We start from the raw sequence: 16,148 nt of genomic DNA, 5'->3' as shown, positions 1-16,148 counted from the left end.
GTCAAGGTAATCGGCTAGAGCCCCTAAAGTAGGCCGTAGCGAGCCTCAGCGAGTTACGGCATCACCCAACAAAGCTCAGTGCCGTAACTCGCTGAGGCTCGCTACGGCCTACAAAAACGTCTGCCGATTAGCGTGCCTGTCCCCATTTAGAATCGAATATCAACACCGCCTGCCGATGCCAGTGAAACCGGTTGTTGTGAAACAGGTGCCGCAGGCGTTCGGCTTTGCTCGTTTCGTGTACGTTGTTCCGACCTTGGCTGACGCTCGCCATTGGCGTGACGCTGGTCGTTGGAATCTTTTTGCGAACGTTGACCCAGCGCGGATGAATCGGAATCACTCGACTGCGTATCGACTTCTAGGCTTTCGATCTGCATCCCATGAGCTTCCAGCCGGGCGCGAAGTTCAGGCAAATGCTCACGCAGCGCACTGCTAGCGGCTTCGGTTTCAGCGACCACGCGTGCGTTCACTTTCTTTTGCTGAATCTGCATCTCGACTCGAACGGTCCCCAGCTCCACCGGTGCCAAACGAAGTCGCACGACACCGCCATCAGGACCAAGATGCTGGAACGCGCGGCTGACCCGCTGGACCAATTTAATGCGATTGAGAGTTTCAGCTTGGTTGGTGCCGGCGTCTGCTTTGGTTGACGATTTCGATTGGGGTGCCCACTCGGGACGCCCCGATGGATCCGAACCTGGCATCAATCTGGAACCGTCAGCAGTTGCGGACGTACTGCTAATTCCGGCAGTCCCGTTTGCTCCGCGCACAGCCGAGTTCAAGGCGGAACTAGAAACATTCGATGCCGAACTTGCTGCCGCAACCGCGGCGCTGGCCGTGGAACCGGCCGCTGCGGTTACCGGTGGAGTCGTTGGTCGATCGCCGACCGGCAAAGCCGCTGCAGCACTCGTTTGACTGACTGATTCCGATTGCTGATTGACTGCACTTGCCGCCGTCTTTGCATTGGCAGCAGACTTCTCCGCCGCAGCAGTAACCGGTCGCTCGTTCGCCGACGCGTCATCCTTGGAATATCGACGCCGGTTATTTGATTCAGACTGCTGACCGCCATTTCCATCCGAGCTTTCACCCGTCTGCTCACCCGCTTGCAGATCGCCACCATCGGCGGACTCTGACTGAGTCGCTTGCCCATTGTCGTTCTGTTGGCTGGCGACCTTGGCAGCATCACCGTTCGCTTGCGAAACAACAGGTTTTGACTCGGTTTTTTCATTGTCCGTTGTTGGTGCAAGCACTGCTTCATCAACGACTTCCGCATCAGTTGACGATTTCGCAATCGTCGCAGCAACGGCTAACTGCGACGCTTCGGTGGACTCATCTACAGCTTCGATATCTAACGCATTTTGTTCAGACTCTTTGCCGTCTGCACTGAGTTCCTGATCGATCTTTTCAGAATTTTCGGCCTCGGCATTCACGACCGGGGCTTGAATGGCGAGTTCGTTGACAGCCGAATCTTTCGATTGAATGCCGTTTTCGACATCACTGCCGGATTGTGAATCGTCCTCGCCCGCATCGTCGGAACGGTTGGACGATTCGATTGGATCGTCGCTTGCCTGCGGGGCCTCGGAAACGCTCTCGACGTTCTCGATTGGCTGTGGGCTGGCGATTGCCATCGATGCGAAGACTTCTGCAAAGGCATCCACAACCAGCGATGCTTGAGCCCCGTCGATTCCCCCGGAAGCAGTTCCGCGAGACGAAAGGGCTAATAGCTTTCGCTTGTTGATGGCTTGATTGCTTGAATCGGCAGCGGGGCTGAGCGACGGCGCAGCCTCTTTGACCAAATCGCTCATACTGGTTCCCCCCGGAAGTTGATGAGCCTCTTATTCCTCAGTTGCCTGATCAATCAACGATTTCGTTGGCTGACCATCGGCAATGCGTCTCAAAATCTCGGCAAGCTTTTCCGATTCTTTCGCATCGGTAAACTCTGCCAGTATGTCTTTTCGTTTTTCTGTGGGCATAGCTTGAATAATTGTGACAACGTCATCAATTCTTTCATCGTCATACATGATCAGAAGCTGATCTTTTGCCTGAACCGCATCAAGTGACTGAATGGTACGTTGCACATCCTGCAGCCCTTTTTCTTGAACTCCTTTCCGCATTTCCTCAAGTTCGCCGTTGAACGCGGCGTAGCGAGCGTCAAAACGCTCGGTCTTTATTTTAAGATCAGCAAGCATTGTGCTGAGCTCATCCCGGAACGCCTGCTGCGATTGCAAACGCAATTCCAAGTCGAACCCGTCCAGCTTGCGTGCCTCCAAGATCTCATCGAAATCCGGTTGTTCGCGGTCTTCGCCTTGACGCATGATCTGTTGCAGCCGCTTTCCCGAAATATCAATTCCGTTGACCAACGCCACCACCTTGGTCACCGTGTCGGTGTCAACACGACCGCTGCCGACCATGTAACCGGCCAGGATCATTTGCGTGATCACGGTTCCGATACAGAAAGCAGCGAATGCGGTTAGCAGTTTTGAAATCATGACCTCACCTCTGTTGCGTTAGGACAATCATCTGCCCGTTGTTTCATCTTGTTCGCCCTGGATTGCATCAAGAACTTTGCTGAATTGCGATCGTCGGCTTCCGCTTGTTCTTGTCGAAGCTGCTCGGATTGATAGTCGTCTCGAGCCCGTTCTTCCAGCTTTTCAAACCGCTGGACTTCGCCCTGTGCGATTGCCAACAACGCTTGTCGCCGTTGGAACTCTTGATTCAGCTTTTCCTTGGTATCCATCAGCCCCGCGACATCGGCTAGCAGTTGCAAATCGTAGCGGCCGCTCGAAAGCATTCGATCCACCGAAATCGATCCAACGCGGATATCACTTTGATGCTGTTGATGAGCTTCCCGTTGCTGATTGAGTTCGTTGATCTGCTGGTCAACTTTCAAAATCGCCTCCGTCGCCTGCCCAACGTACGCCCCCGCTTCGTCACGTTCGCGACGACGTAGGTCTAACAAGAATGCAAATCTGAATTGGAACGACATCAATAACTATTTGATTAAACGATAAGGACTGATCAACGTAGATGATCCCGCGCGTGGTTCAGCCGGCTAGAACTGAACCCTGGCGGGCCCAGCTACGATTCGACAGGTGCGGGCTGCTCGCCGCCTGCAACTTGTTGCTGTTGCTGAGCCGCCATTTGGGATGCCATGTCAGCTTGATTCATCATGTTGACGATCTGCAATTGCGACTGTGCAAATTCAGCAATTTCGTCGGCCGATTGAGTCAACAATTCCTTCATCGGCCCTCGCATCGCAATCGCCAAGTCTGTTTTGGGATCACTGCCAGCCCGATAGGCTCCGATCGAAATCAGATCCGCGCTGTTGGAATACTGCGACAAATGTCCGCGGGCCGAAGACACCGCTTTCATCAATTCAGGCGATACGAGATGCGGTTGCAAACGACTAAGACTCTCCAGCACATCGATCGGCGGCCAATGCGCCTCCGACGTCAATTTACGACTCAGCATGATGTGCCCATCAAGCAAACCGCGCAGGGTATCCGCGACCGGTTCGTTGTTGTCGTCGCCTTCGACAAGAACCGTGTAGAACGCGGTGATCGAACCAGACTTTGTCCGCCCAGCCCGCTCAACCAATTGCGGCAACAGATTGAAAACGCTTGGCGGATAGCCACGTGTTGTTGGCGGTTCGCCAGCGGCAAGCCCCAGTTCACGCTGTGCCATCGCAAAACGAGTCACTGAATCAAGTAACAGCAAAACATTCTCGCCCTGTTCGCGAAAACTCTCCGCAATCGCAGTCGCCGTCCATGCGGCACTGACCCGTTGTGCGGCAGGCCGATCGCTGGTCGCTACGACGACGACGCTGCGTTTCAAACCTTCCTCGCCCAATGATCGATCGATAAATTCTTGAACTTCACGACCTCGTTCACCAATCATGCCGATCACGATGCGATCAACGTTGGTTCCACGCGCCAGCATGCCCAGTAGCGTACTCTTCCCAACACCGCTGCCCGCAAAGATGCCAAGCCGTTGACCGACCCCGCACGTCAGCATCGTGTCGATTGCCCGAACACCCGTCTGCAAGGCCTGATCAATGGGCGGTCGGTCGAGCGATTCCGGTGGACTACGATCGGCGTCAACGGCGACCAAATCGGATGGTAGCGGGCGACCATCGAGCGGTTCCCCAAACGCATCGATCACCCGCCCACACAACGATGGCCCCACCTTGATTTTGGAATGATGATTGACCAAGCGAACTCGATCGCCCGCCGAAACGGCAACCAGTCGTTGCATCGGAGCCAAGATGGGACGATTGCCACGAAATCCAATCACGCGAGCGTTGATTTTGCGGTCGTTGCCCGTGGACAGTTCGCAAATCGCGCCAATCGGCGCGGTCATACCTTCTATTTCCAGCGTTTCCCCAGTGACGGCTGCAACTCGTCCAGAAACACGATGCGTTATCGAAGAATCGATCAGCGATTCAATCGATTCCAATCGGGGCAGGGCAGGGCAGGCCAAAGACGCAATCTGATTCATTGAAGCAACTCCGCCAAACGACTGATTTGTGCTTCCAGCCCGGCTTGGATCTCACCACCGGTTTGACGAACGACAACCTCGGTCCGCCCCAGCGACGCATCGGGAACAACCTGAGTCGATTCAGGTAAATCAGGTGACGCCAACAGTTCATCCAGCTTGTCACCAAGGTCCACCAACGTTTCCGGATGCACAGCAACACTCAGACGCTGCGCCGATCGTGTGCTCATCACCGCTTCGGTGACCCAAGTGAGCAACAAATCAGATTCCTGTTCCAGTTTTCGACGCGTGATCTTTTCAGCGGCGGCAAGAGCTATCCCGTTTAGCAATTCGGTGTATTGCTGCATCCATTGACTGTAATTGTCATGCATCTGTGCGATGGCGTCCTCAATCATCTTGAGTCCACTCTTTGCTCGCTGATCGCCTTCAGCTTTGATACGCTGTTCCAACTGAGCTTCCGCCTTACGCAGTCCTTCCTCACGTCCTTTTTGCTCAGCCTCTTTGCGGATCTGCTTCGCATCTTCTTCCGCTTGTTCAAGCATCTGCCGCACTTGGCGACTGCATTCTTGCAAGTGTTTCTGACCTTCACTTGCGAAGTCATTTAAATTGAATCCAGCTAGCCCTGACGCGTTACGAGCCGCCGAATCTAAACCGGATTCGGTAGCGCTAACGCGATTCGCTTCAGATTTAAGAACGCTTGCCATGGGTGATTTCAGAATATGAGTGGATGTAGCTTGGTGTTTTTCGAGAGCCCCCGTAGCTGATCCCGCCAGAGTTCAGAAACGGTTTGATGATTCTGAACCGTGGCCGGTCCAGCTACGACACTAATGGAACACTCAACCTTATGCCGCCGTTGCTTTTTGTGACCTACCGGTGAACATCATCGATGCCTGTGCAACACGTTCTTTGGCGTCATCGATATCACGAAGATTCAGCGTATTGAGACCATTGATTTGCTGGCGAACTGTTTTCGCTTGCTCCTTGGGCAACAGGGCAAGTGCGGCTTCGGCGACGGGGTTGGGCAATCCGCAAAGACACAACATCGCGTCCCGCGTTTCGACCCTGGCCAAGGATTGACAAAGCTGCGTCGGTGACAGTGACAGCAGCCGACCGTGAATCGCATCGGTCGAATCCAGCGTCGGGCTTGCTGTTGCCGTAGCGACGGTTGATGGTTGTTCTGCGGGTTGAGATGAAGTGTTCGTTGTATCGTCATTGACAACCCGAAGTCGGTGCGACAGATCGATCGCGGAGACTTCGGCGTCCGATCGGCCAACCGGACTTGGTGGTGTAGGTTGGTTTGTTCCCGCTGCCGATTCTCCTACAGCAACATGCGACTGCGACGGCGAATCAGAAGCTGGCATGGACGCCAAGATCGCATCCAATTTTCGCTTGCCTGTCGCGGTTGATTTTGTGGACGCAGTTTGCCCGATTCGACTTTGGAAGTGGCTTGCCAAGTCGGTGGCGGCTTCCACGGGAATCTCGCCCAAGCGTCCGATCCGGCTGATGGATTGGCTGCGTAGTTGTTCAGGCAACAGCGGCAACACTTGGCCAGCTTTCTGAGGCGGCACCGAAGCCAACACCAATGCGACCGCTTGCGGGTGTTCGTCTTTTAACAAATCTGCCAACGCCTGATCATCAACTTCACCCAAGAACGCCAACGGAGAAGTTGGGTCAGCATCGCTTGCCGAAGATGAGTTTTCCGGAAAAGCGTTTTTCAAAATAGGCGAAGCCTGGGATCCAGCGGCGTAGCGGTTCGGAGCGGCACCGGCATGAACGCTCGATTCAAAGGTGTCGCCTTCTTCGTTTACGGCGGAGAGCTGATCGCTTGCGAATTGATCGCCTGATTGGCGTCCAATCGAAACTCGAAACGCTTCGATGACACGATGCCGTTCCATCGGATCCACGTTCGATAGAGTCGTCATCGTCCGCCGCAGATTCTGCTTTGATGCGGGATCGATCGTACCGAGCAATTTCGCCGCAAGCGGGGCCGGCAAACTGCTCAACAAGATCGCAACACGACGCATTCTCGCATCGCGTCCGGTCGCTGTTTCTACTGCTGAACCTGCCATTGCTGCCGCCAATTGGATCCTTCCAATGTTGGTGGAGTACGAATCGTCCCAATGAATCCGACTTTAGAAGAATTTGGCAGAATTTGGAAAGAGCGAAATAAGAGTGCTCTGTGACCAGTCGTTCGTGCCAGCTTAATGTTCGGGTAGCGTTAAGTTGATACGACCTACCTTGAAAGTAGGCCGTAGCGAGCTTCAAGCGAGTTACGGCGGTGTGCAAATTGCCGTAACTCGCTATGGCTCGCTACGGCCTACATGCTGGCGATCAGGGAAATGTGCCGTTGCCAGTTAAGTAGGCCGGAACAAGGAGTCTTCGACGCAGTTCCGGCAATCCACGTTGACGCCAGCCTGCCACTTGCCGGAACAGCGCCGAAGCGGCTCGTTACCGGCCTACATCCTGGCCTACTAATGACTCGCTGACGCTCGGTTGGGACACCTCGGCACGGCACCCATCGCTACTAAGCAGCTTTTTCGTTCCACTCAAAAATCACGCCGATGCGAAATGCTAGGCGGCGTCGCCAATCCATCCGCGAATCACATTGGCGGCCACTTCGGGATTGTCTTCCACCAGTATCAACAACTCATCTTTGAGTGATCCGCCCGTGATCGTCATGCTGTCAGGATCTTCCATCTGCGTGGCGACCTCCGGCGGCGGTTGGGGCAATTCCAAACCAAAGCCTTCGCTGAAATCAGTCGGTGCCGAACCACCGCCGCCCTTGGCAGCCGAACGGGCAACCAACAAAGCAATCAGCCCAAGAGCGACCATCGCCAAAGTTTGCCAGGAATTGGAAAGCCAAGTCAGTGCTATTTTCGCAGTCTGCGGTGACGCCGCTTCGATGACCGGCGCGTCGGGGAACACCGTCACGCTAACCAGCGGAAGCATGTCTGCCCCCGCGGCACCGGATGGCAACAAAGGCAGAACAGTATCTTGAATGCTCTGTTCGGTTTTGGTTTTCAGATTTTCAAAATCCGTATCAGTCATCCTGATGTCGGCTGGATCGATATCAGGGTCGTCTCGCAATTGCTTCTCTTTGTGCTGGCGTTCGTAAAAACTCCTTGGCAAGCTGACCGAGACCTTGACCTGTTTGACTTGCAACGAAGCCAGTCGCGAATTCTCGTACTGTTGACCCGCCACGCCGCGTGATTCGCGATTGTCTTCTTTGGTCTTGGTTGCTTCATAAGTTTCTTCAACGCTACCGCTACGAACCGTGACCGCGTTGGGGCCGGTTCCCGGAACGCCACCATTGGGTTCGCGATTGGTAACCGCTTCGATCTTTTTGCTGTTGCTGTACAGATTGGTTGGTTCGGCGTCATATTTTAGAACCGTTTTTTCAACGTCCATTGTCGGATCAATTTCAGCGGCGACTTCGACGACGGCTGGATAGGCAGCCAGCAGTTTCTTGACCTTTTGATAGACCCAATCTTCTGCTTCCTTCTGCTTACGCAGCATGGGATCTTCTTCGTCCACCAAACTGCTAGTGCCGGTCGCATTCGCATCAATGACTTTGACATCGTCCGCCGACATTCCCGCGTAGGAGGCTTTGATCAATTCGGTAATGGCCATGATGCGACCGCGTGGCAGTGGCGACGAACCGTCAGGTTGCACGAATACGCTGCAAGACTGTGGCGTTTTTCGGCCAAGCCCCACACGCTCGCCGCGATCGTGTTCGACCTTGGCCATTCTGACATCGTCAAACGACATAATTGTCGAAGCGAGTTCCTGTTCCTTGGCAACACTTTCGCGCGAAGCACGCAAGTCACTGGAATCAAACACGGTTCCTGAATCGATAGCGTCCTGCACGCGACTGTGCATGGACATTGGCAACGTCGATGAATCTTCTAGTGCTGACAAATACTCGCTTTTAGAATCACTTGGGATCAAAATGCGTTGTCCTTCACGCTGCCATGCGTTTAATCCCGCACGGCTGAAAGCGCGTTCGGTCGCTGCTAATTCTTGAGCACTAAACGACTGGCCGCCAAACAGAAACTCAGTCCCCTTGGTGGCGTCGCCCTTGACCAAAAAAGCTAAACCAATCGCGATCGCAGCACCCAACATCACGGTGATGACCCGCGATTGCATCGGCATCGAAACAAAAGCCTCGCGAGCCTGATCGGTTGATTCTTTGATGAACGACATGAAGCGTTATATTTTGGTTTCTAGTAGTAAGCGGTATTAAGGAACGTGCGACTTTTCATAGTCGCCTTTCGCTCCGCGAAAGCAGCGGATTCGCTACTTTCGCGGAGCGAAAAGCGACACTAATTTCCCGCTCGTTCCTAAGCAGAGCGAAATACGGCAATCGGCTAAATCTGAATCTGTTGAACTTCGCGGTAGGCTTCCAGCAGTTTATTTCTTACTTGCAACAACATGCGAAACGCGAGGTCAGCTTTTTGAACTGCGGTCAACACTTCCGCTTCGTTGACATCGCCGCCGGTCAACATGCTGTGGACCATCGCATTGGCGTCGGTTTGCATGTTGTTGACGTTCTTGACTTCGCCAGTCAACAACTTTGCAAACTTATCGGCACCCGTGTCCGGCGTCTCTGTCCGCGTAGCCTTCCCCGCAGCATTACCAAAAGGTGATGCTGGACGAACGGGCGGCGAAATGGCAGAAAGAGAACGCAAGGGATTAAGGAGTTAGCGATGTGGTTTTGGGTTCAAGGTAGCTGATCCCGCCAGGGTTCAGTCGGCGTGAACTGAACTCTTGGCGGGATCAGCTACGTCAGGTCCGACTATGCAAGGATCGTCAGTGTTTCGCGGCTTAGTCCTTTGGTGATCTCCATCACACCAACGTTGGCTTCATAGGCGCGGGTCGATTCAAGTGCGTCCACCATTTGAGTCGTCAGATCGATGTTTGGATAAGCGACATAACCTTTGTGCTTGCCATCCTTGATCGCCAGCGGGTGCGTTGGCTGATAGCGGTACAAAGGTTCGGCATCATCCATGCGGATCTCAGAAACCTTGACGCCTGATGCACCGGAGATTGACTTCGTCTCATCGGTTTGAAAGACGACCTGACGAGCCTGGTAGGGATTCGGCTTTCCAGTTTCATCGGTCAACGAAGACATGTTTGCAATGTTGCCGGAAACGGCATTCAAACGAGTGCGTTGGGCAACCAACGCCGATGTGCTGATGTCGAGTGCTTTGAGCATAGGAAAGTAGGGGTTAGGGATTAGGTGTTAGGTGTTAGGTGTTAGGGTTTAGGTTGGCTGGGTTGAAGACATCGGGATTTCCCAAAACCTAATCCCTAAAACCTAATCCCTAAAACCTTCTTCCTACCTCTTACGCTCTTTCAGTGATTGCTGCGCGAAGCAGAGCGAACTGGCTTCGCATGGTCGTGATGGCAAGGCTGTGCAGGTGTTTATTCTTTGACAACTCGGTGACTTGATGTTCCATCGAAACGTCGCTGCCATCGTGAAAAACAACTTGCTCGGTTGCGTCACGAGGCCCGTAGGCGATTTGGTCTCGCGTGGTTGGCGAAACCGATGCCGGGTTGGCTCCCGCCGCAATCGAATCGGCGAGTGCTTCCTGAAAATCATCAACACTCAAATCCCGCGATTGGTAATCCGGCGTATCCATGTTGGCCAAGTTACCGGCCAACAACTCGTGCCTTCGCTGAGCAAAGTTCAGCGAATGCTCAAGAGCAGGAATCGTGGTGGATTGGAAGAGGTTGATCATGACTTCTTAAGCAGCTTTGGAACGCCGAACGGATTGTTGATCTTCCTTTGGCGGCGGGAACAAGACCGTCACGCTCGCGCCGCCTTGCGGACAGTTTTGCCACTGCATCGAAGCACCAATCGCAGCGGCCGCCATCGGCCGACTTTGGGCTCGTCCATCCGCGTCGCCGCCGGTGTCCGCGATCTCCAACTCGACGCCCTGATCCGTTTCGACAGCCGTAATCGTCAGGTCGCCACCGGCGGACATTTCGCCAAGTGATTGATTGACGAGCGAACGAATCAGATCGCAGGTTCTGGCGGGATCAGCGGGAACATCCAGTTCAACGTTAATGTCCAATTCCAAGCAAATCGCCGCTTGATGTTCGATCAACAAAGGGCCAGCAACCGATTCGACAAGAACGGCTAAAGATTCACACTTGGTTGGGTCGATCCAATAATCTGACACGGTCTAGCTCCGAAAATCTAGGATCGCTGCGCGCCGAAAGAATTGAAAACGGCGTAGGACAACGAAAGGCACCTTGGCTGATAGCTTTCAACAAGCCCCGATTGCAAGACGAGTTTGGCGAAAATCCAGAGATTGGATGCGTCTTGCGATTTGCCGCGAATGGCGGTGTTTGCTGGAGTCCAGGCTTTAGCCGCTCTTTCTCATAGTTGGAATCGCGAGAGTATAAAGTGCTCGAGCGGCTAAAGCCTGGACTCCAACACTTTATCGCGTTGATTAAAAGCTGTAGCGGAGCGTCCAATCAAGCAGCACTGCGTCGCCGGGTTCGGTGGGCGATTCAACAAACGTGAAGCCGGGTTCGTTGGTCCGATTGTGAAATTCCGTCCTTCGGTGTGAAACTTCAAAGCCCGTCGTCAGCCGATCGTTGACGTGAAGAAACAGATTCGCGTAGGCCGCTTGATTCTTGGTGCGTCCAACCAGACTGTCATTGTCGTTTGGATCATCCACTGAAAAACCTAGGTGGGTGCTTACCTTCTTGCTGTAGACGAATCTCCATTCGGCCCAGCCACCGGCTGATCGAATCGGTACGCGAAGGCAGGGGCACACACCTTGACCAGCCCCGCCAAGAACGTTGCTTAGATTCGTTCCTGTAAAGACTTCGCCCTGCAAACTGTGCCGCTTGGAAATCGGAATCCGTGCATCGACATTTGCCGACCAAGTTCTGATGCGGACATCGTCTTCGGCAGCCAAGTTTGGATTGGCGGGATGCCCACCGAGAAAATCAAAACCGGTCTCGCCGATGTGTCCTGATAAACCGAATGCCATGGCTTGGCCCGCCGCTTCGATGCCACCAAATTCGATTGCCGACCGAGCTTGGATCATTGGCCAGTCCCCCGATTCTCGAACGATACCGGCCGCGGCGGCACCGGTGGCGAAGTCCTGGATCACGTTTTGTGCAAGCGCCGCCTGGAACGTAACCGAAGTTCGATTCCCCAAATCGGCGTAGCGTTCCAAACGCAACTGGTTCCGTCGAAAGCCGATGTTGCCAGCCGTCCAAAGCACCGGGAAGCTGACGGTGTTGGGAAGCAAAGGAGAAATGACGTCCCAAGTTTGCCCGACCAGAAACCTTGTGTTCTCGTTTTTTGCTTCCCAGAAAACGTGTCTCAATCGCACATCGGGCTGATTGTCGGTGGTGAAATTGCCCAAGAAATCCACCTCGAAATTGGCTCGACTCTCCAGCCCTCCCAGCAATCCGATCGGCGGACCTTTCACATCGACGCCAATGCGACTGCGGCGCGCATCGAGTTCAAAAGCAGGCTCGCCTTGCACTTCGTCTGATTCAATCCACAACGTAAAACGCCCCGGCACCGTTCGGCTGGTCGCATACACCATGTCCGACCAAACGGTTCCGTACGGCACCAGCTCGAACGCCCCGACCGTCAACTGCGAACGCTTAGTTTCGGTGGGAACGCAGCAACTAGCCAACTGGACACCACCATCGATAGCGTTGCCGCTATCAATCAACTCATCAAAAGCCAATTCATCAAAAGCCAACTCATCATCTGGCGACTCGATACCAAGCTCAGAAAGATTTGAAAGCGATGCTGTTTCATCGGGAAACAGAGACAACGGAAACGGTGACGATCGATCAACTTCAACCGTCCCGGCCGCGAACAGACCCGACGCCAACCCATTAATGATTAAGAAGATGCTCAAACATCCAAGAAGCAAAGTCTTTCTGCATACTTCAGCTAAAGACCAAACAATCATCAAACAAAACCTTGAATCCCACACGTAATGCAGCAACCTGACTCTGCATCATCTATCAAGATTCTTTCGGTATTGTTGGCCCGGATAATCGGTGTTCACCGCAAAACCGTTAGCAACGCGTTAAACACCGCAGCTTACCAACGCCCTCTGGCCCAGCCTTCAGTTGCGAACCGAAAACAAACGGGTTTACGATCTACGGTTGAAAAACTGGCAGCATCTGATTGGAAACACTCAACGAAAGAATGCAGAAGGACGTTAACCAATCGTTGAGTCACACTTCGTGATCTCGCATCAACGTCTCCTCTGAACTACAAACCGTTCATGGCCATCGGCATCGCCCCCACAGTTGACTACGCATTCCAGTTGCTGCTGGGCTGGGCTGATGAAAATGGGTGATTGTCAACTTGTAGCAACCCGACACATCCGGTGTGTTCAACAATCTATGTCTTCAAAGAGCACCGTTGATACGACTGCATCAGGATCTTTTGGCGACCCTTGAAAGTAGGCCGTAGCGAGCCATAGCGAGTTACGGCGGTGCGCAAATTGCCGTAACTCGCTATGGCTCGCTACGGCCTACATGCTGGCGATCAGGGAAATGTGCCGTTGCCACAATGCTTCGCAGCGCTGCAGTTCGCGTTGTCTGCCATGTTGCAGCTTGCCCAATTTGCTGCTTTGAAATGATTTTCATCAGGCCACGTCTGTGCCCTGTCCCCGTTTGGAGTCTTTCGTTTTCGTACTGGGCATGAGAACTGAACCTCGGGAGAATGGCGGGGCGGACCCACGAGACATAAAAGATGGTTTTCCCTTTTGCAACAAGTACGATAGTTGAATTTCGCACTTCTTTAATTTGCAAGTTTTTGTTTTTTTGACAACATTAATTCCAATATCCGGTCCAGATCGATTTCTGCTCTCTAGCTTTGTCGCTTGCTTTGGTAGGCAAAAGCCCATCGCCAAAGACGACTGATTAGCTAGTATTCCGTGTCAACGCAACATTCGGGTAGTGGATCTTGTTAAAGATCCCGTCGCATAAGGATCTTTAACAAGATCCACTCCCGCCTACCCAAAAACCAAGCTGACATCGAATACTAGTGGGGTCATTGAAATTGCGGGGATGGCGGTGGCCTCAAGGATCAAAATTTGGGTCCGAAATTTGGGAAGAATCTTGGCGAACAGTTTTGGCGTTTGAACCAATGCTTGATGTTGCAGCAAAAAGTGTGTATTTTTTGATGCAAAGGGAGCCACATTCAGATGACGCAAACCATTGCTGCAAAAGCACTTTCGAGAATCTACGGAAAGGGCAGGGGTTGGGCGTTCTCACAAGCTGATTTCGCTGATCTGGCGGGCGCCACGACCATCAACTCCGTGTTTCGGCGTCTCGTGGAGGAGGGGACGATTCGGCGGGTCCAAACCGGATTGTACGACTACCCTCGTTACAGCGACTTGCTACAGCAATCTCTTGGACCAGACATTCTTCAAGTCGCCAGTGCGCTTGCACGTAAGTTTCGGTGGCAGATCCAGCCTGATGGAGCGTCGGCACTCAACCTGATGGGGCTTTCCACGCAGGTTCCCGCCCAATACGTCTTTCATTCAGACGGGCCGACTCGTGAGTACGAGATCAATCAAACAAAACTCCGTTTCAGAAGAGTGGCGACCCGTGAAACAAAATTCAAACACCCCGAAAGTGCCGTCATCGTCCACGGTCTGAAATCGCTTGGCCCGCAGCACATTGACGCCAAGACGATCGCCAGAATTCGCGATTGGTTACCCGACTCGCAACGCAGCCAAGTTTTGAAGGACACCAAGACCGTTACCCAGTGGGTTCGTGCAGCCATCCGTGAAATCTGCAAAGAGTCGGTTCATGGATAAGGTAGCCGGATTATCTGCTAAGCAGCGAAATGAACTCTTTGAGGCGTCAGCAAGTCGGCGGAGGCTTCCACCGGCGATCATTGAAAAAGATTTCTGGGTCTGCTGGCTTTTGAAAAAGCTGTTCAACGCTCCGGAACTGAAAGGCAAGCTGGTCTTCAAGGGCGGCACTTCGTTGTCGAAGGTTCATGGACTGATCGATCGTTTCTCTGAAGACATCGATCTGGTGCTGGCATGGGGATTGATTGGTTACGGTGACGAGGGGGGCACGGACCCATGGCAGGAATTGCCATCGGGCACACAACAGAATCGCTTCAACGACGAATTCAACAACAAAGCGGCACGCTACATCCGCGAAGCGCTTTGCCCACTTGTTGAAACCATCACGTCGTCGGTGAGTGGCATTCGATGCATTATCCCAGATGATCCTCACGTGATCGAGGTTCATTACCCGGCTGCGTTCAGTTCGTCGGCATTCATGCCAGAAGTCAAATTAGAGATTGGGCCGCTCGCGTCCTGGGTGCCCCAAGGCGATCACATCGTCCGACCTTACGCCGCCGAAGACTTCCCGCAGGTCTTTGATGATCCCGATTGTCCCATTGTCGCGATCACCGCCGAACGAACGTTTTGGGAAAAAGCCACGATCCTGCACCAACAGGCGCATCGAGCCAAGGGAAAACGAATGCCGCCGCGTTACTCGCGGCACTACTACGATTTATTCCAGATGAAAAATAGCAGTGTCGCCGCAAATGCGATTGCGGATCTTTCATTGCTTCGTGATGTAGTCAAGTTCAAGCAACGTTTTTACAGAAGTCCTTGGGCCAGCTATGAAACAGCAAAGCCAGGAACTTTCAAGCTGATGCCATCCGAAGCCGGTGAAATCGAATTGCGGAAAGACTACGCCGCGATGCGTCCGATGTTCTTTTCCGACCCGCCCGACTGGGACGAGGTGCTACGCGGGTTGCAGGATCTCGAGGACCGCATCAACACAGTGCGAACCGAATGAAAATGTTCGCAGTTCCACTTTGATCGAGAATCACCACGACCGATGACTGAGAATAATTCAGTCTTCGCCTTCAAAGCCCGTCCACAAACGCGGTGACGCCGGTGCGGCATACGCAGCTCGCATCTGTTCGGCGGAGTAAATGCGGATTGAATAGCCAGCTCGTCCAATCGGTTCTTGCTCACGTCAATAGCGTGGAAGAGATCATCAATGCAACGGCGATAGCACATGAAGCCGATCCTTCGCAGTACGCTCAATTCCGCAGTCAAGCCGCTGGTCGCGACATGGCCGCATGGTTGTGCCGACGCTGGACCGGCGCGACGCTGGAAGAACTAGGCAACGCATTTGGGCTCAGTGGCACCGGAAGCGTTTCCAATCTCGTCCGGCGAGCCGAACGGCGGCGAAACGCGTCAAGAGAATGGACTCATCGTCAACACGAAATCGAAAAGCCCCTCACGCTGAACACTCAACACAAGGCCTGACCCCGGCGAAGCCACTCCCAACGCCGTGAAGGGTTTCTCAATCGTTTAACCGCGTTGGGCATCGCCCCGCGCGTCGTGCGGCACCACAGAACAGGGACAGGGCATGTTGATGATGGGTCGGTGGCGCACGGCGGCGTGATTTTTCGCTCTGCTTGCGCGCTTGGCGGGAACTGCGGGGACACGGCACAGTCGGTCGTCGTGGTGCCCTGTCCCCAGGAATAGTCCCCAGGGATAAAGAGCACCGTTGATACGACTGCATCAGGATCTTTTGGCGACCCTTGAAAGTAGGCCGTAGCGAGCCATAGCGAGTTACGGCGGTGCGCAAATTGCCGTAACTCGCTATGGCTCGCTACGGCCTAC

Annotated in this window: 15 protein-coding genes; 3 read left to right on the top strand and 12 right to left on the bottom strand. The window is 53.7% G+C overall.

What is annotated here, in order from left to right; all coding sequences use genetic code 11:
- Window positions 1–146: 146 nt before the first annotated feature.
- From RC85_RS20655 to RC85_RS20600, 12 genes are all read right to left on the bottom strand, one after another.
- Window positions 147–1,799: a flagellar hook-length control protein FliK gene (locus tag RC85_RS20655; protein ID WP_068266306.1), complete on the bottom strand. Its 1,653-nt coding sequence runs from the start codon at window positions 1,797–1,799 to the stop codon at window positions 147–149.
- Window positions 1,800–1,829: 30 nt separating this feature from the next.
- On the bottom strand, window positions 1,830–2,483 hold the full coding sequence (locus tag RC85_RS20650) for a hypothetical protein (RefSeq protein ID WP_068266304.1): 654 nt from the start codon (window positions 2,481–2,483) through the stop codon (window positions 1,830–1,832).
- The gene (fliJ, locus tag RC85_RS20645) at window positions 2,480–2,980 is read right to left on the bottom strand and encodes a flagellar export protein FliJ (RefSeq protein WP_068266303.1); all 501 of its coding nucleotides are present in this window, start codon (window positions 2,978–2,980) and stop codon (window positions 2,480–2,482) included. Before fliJ ends, RC85_RS20650 begins: the two co-directional genes overlap by 4 nt.
- A gap of 92 nt (window positions 2,981–3,072) precedes the next feature.
- The gene (locus tag RC85_RS20640; RefSeq protein ID WP_068266300.1) at window positions 3,073–4,491 is read right to left on the bottom strand and encodes a FliI/YscN family ATPase; all 1,419 of its coding nucleotides are present in this window, start codon (window positions 4,489–4,491) and stop codon (window positions 3,073–3,075) included.
- Window positions 4,488–5,192, bottom strand: a complete 705-nt coding sequence (locus tag RC85_RS20635; RefSeq protein WP_084422893.1) for a FliH/SctL family protein — start codon at window positions 5,190–5,192, stop codon at window positions 4,488–4,490. The genes RC85_RS20640 and RC85_RS20635 overlap by 4 nt, the downstream gene beginning before the upstream one ends.
- A gap of 138 nt (window positions 5,193–5,330) precedes the next feature.
- Window positions 5,331–6,569 (bottom strand): hypothetical protein, encoded by a 1,239-nt coding sequence (locus RC85_RS20630; RefSeq protein WP_238383193.1) that lies wholly within the window; start codon window positions 6,567–6,569, stop codon window positions 5,331–5,333.
- 490 nt (window positions 6,570–7,059) lie between these two features.
- Entirely contained in the window at window positions 7,060–8,691 is a 1,632-nt protein-coding gene (locus RC85_RS20625) for a beta-cystathionase (RefSeq protein WP_068266297.1), read from the bottom strand.
- 164 nt (window positions 8,692–8,855) lie between these two features.
- Window positions 8,856–9,176, bottom strand: coding sequence for a flagellar hook-basal body complex protein FliE (fliE, locus tag RC85_RS20620; protein WP_068266296.1), 321 nt, complete (start codon window positions 9,174–9,176; stop codon window positions 8,856–8,858).
- A 107-nt stretch (window positions 9,177–9,283) separates the two neighbouring features.
- Window positions 9,284–9,703, bottom strand: a complete 420-nt coding sequence (gene flgC, locus RC85_RS20615) for a flagellar basal body rod protein FlgC (RefSeq protein WP_068266294.1) — start codon at window positions 9,701–9,703, stop codon at window positions 9,284–9,286.
- Window positions 9,704–9,833: 130 nt separating this feature from the next.
- Window positions 9,834–10,229, bottom strand: coding sequence for a flagellar basal body rod protein FlgB (locus RC85_RS20610; protein WP_068266292.1), 396 nt, complete (start codon window positions 10,227–10,229; stop codon window positions 9,834–9,836).
- Window positions 10,230–10,235: 6 nt separating this feature from the next.
- Window positions 10,236–10,673: an ATP-binding protein gene (locus RC85_RS20605; protein WP_068266291.1), complete on the bottom strand. Its 438-nt coding sequence runs from the start codon at window positions 10,671–10,673 to the stop codon at window positions 10,236–10,238.
- A gap of 273 nt (window positions 10,674–10,946) precedes the next feature.
- Window positions 10,947–12,386: a hypothetical protein gene (locus tag RC85_RS20600; RefSeq protein ID WP_200836769.1), complete on the bottom strand. Its 1,440-nt coding sequence runs from the start codon at window positions 12,384–12,386 to the stop codon at window positions 10,947–10,949.
- Window positions 12,387–13,688: 1,302 nt separating this feature from the next.
- Here RC85_RS20600 and RC85_RS20585 point away from each other — a divergent pair.
- From RC85_RS20585 to RC85_RS20575, 3 genes are all read left to right on the top strand, one after another.
- Window positions 13,689–14,306 (top strand): DUF6088 family protein, encoded by a 618-nt coding sequence (locus RC85_RS20585; protein WP_068266285.1) that lies wholly within the window; start codon window positions 13,689–13,691, stop codon window positions 14,304–14,306.
- Complete coding sequence (locus RC85_RS20580; protein WP_068266283.1) at window positions 14,299–15,309, top strand: nucleotidyl transferase AbiEii/AbiGii toxin family protein; 1,011 nt, start codon at window positions 14,299–14,301, stop codon at window positions 15,307–15,309. Before RC85_RS20585 ends, RC85_RS20580 begins: the two co-directional genes overlap by 8 nt.
- A 146-nt stretch (window positions 15,310–15,455) precedes the next feature.
- Window positions 15,456–15,788, top strand: coding sequence for a hypothetical protein (locus tag RC85_RS20575; RefSeq protein ID WP_149752784.1), 333 nt, complete (start codon window positions 15,456–15,458; stop codon window positions 15,786–15,788).
- Window positions 15,789–16,148 lie beyond the last annotated feature (360 nt).

Origin of the sequence: Rubripirellula obstinata (assembly GCF_001642955.1) — a bacterium.
Taxonomy (GTDB): Bacteria; Planctomycetota; Planctomycetia; order Pirellulales; family Pirellulaceae; genus Rubripirellula; species Rubripirellula obstinata.
This window is presented reverse-complemented; position numbering and strand designations above follow the sequence as displayed.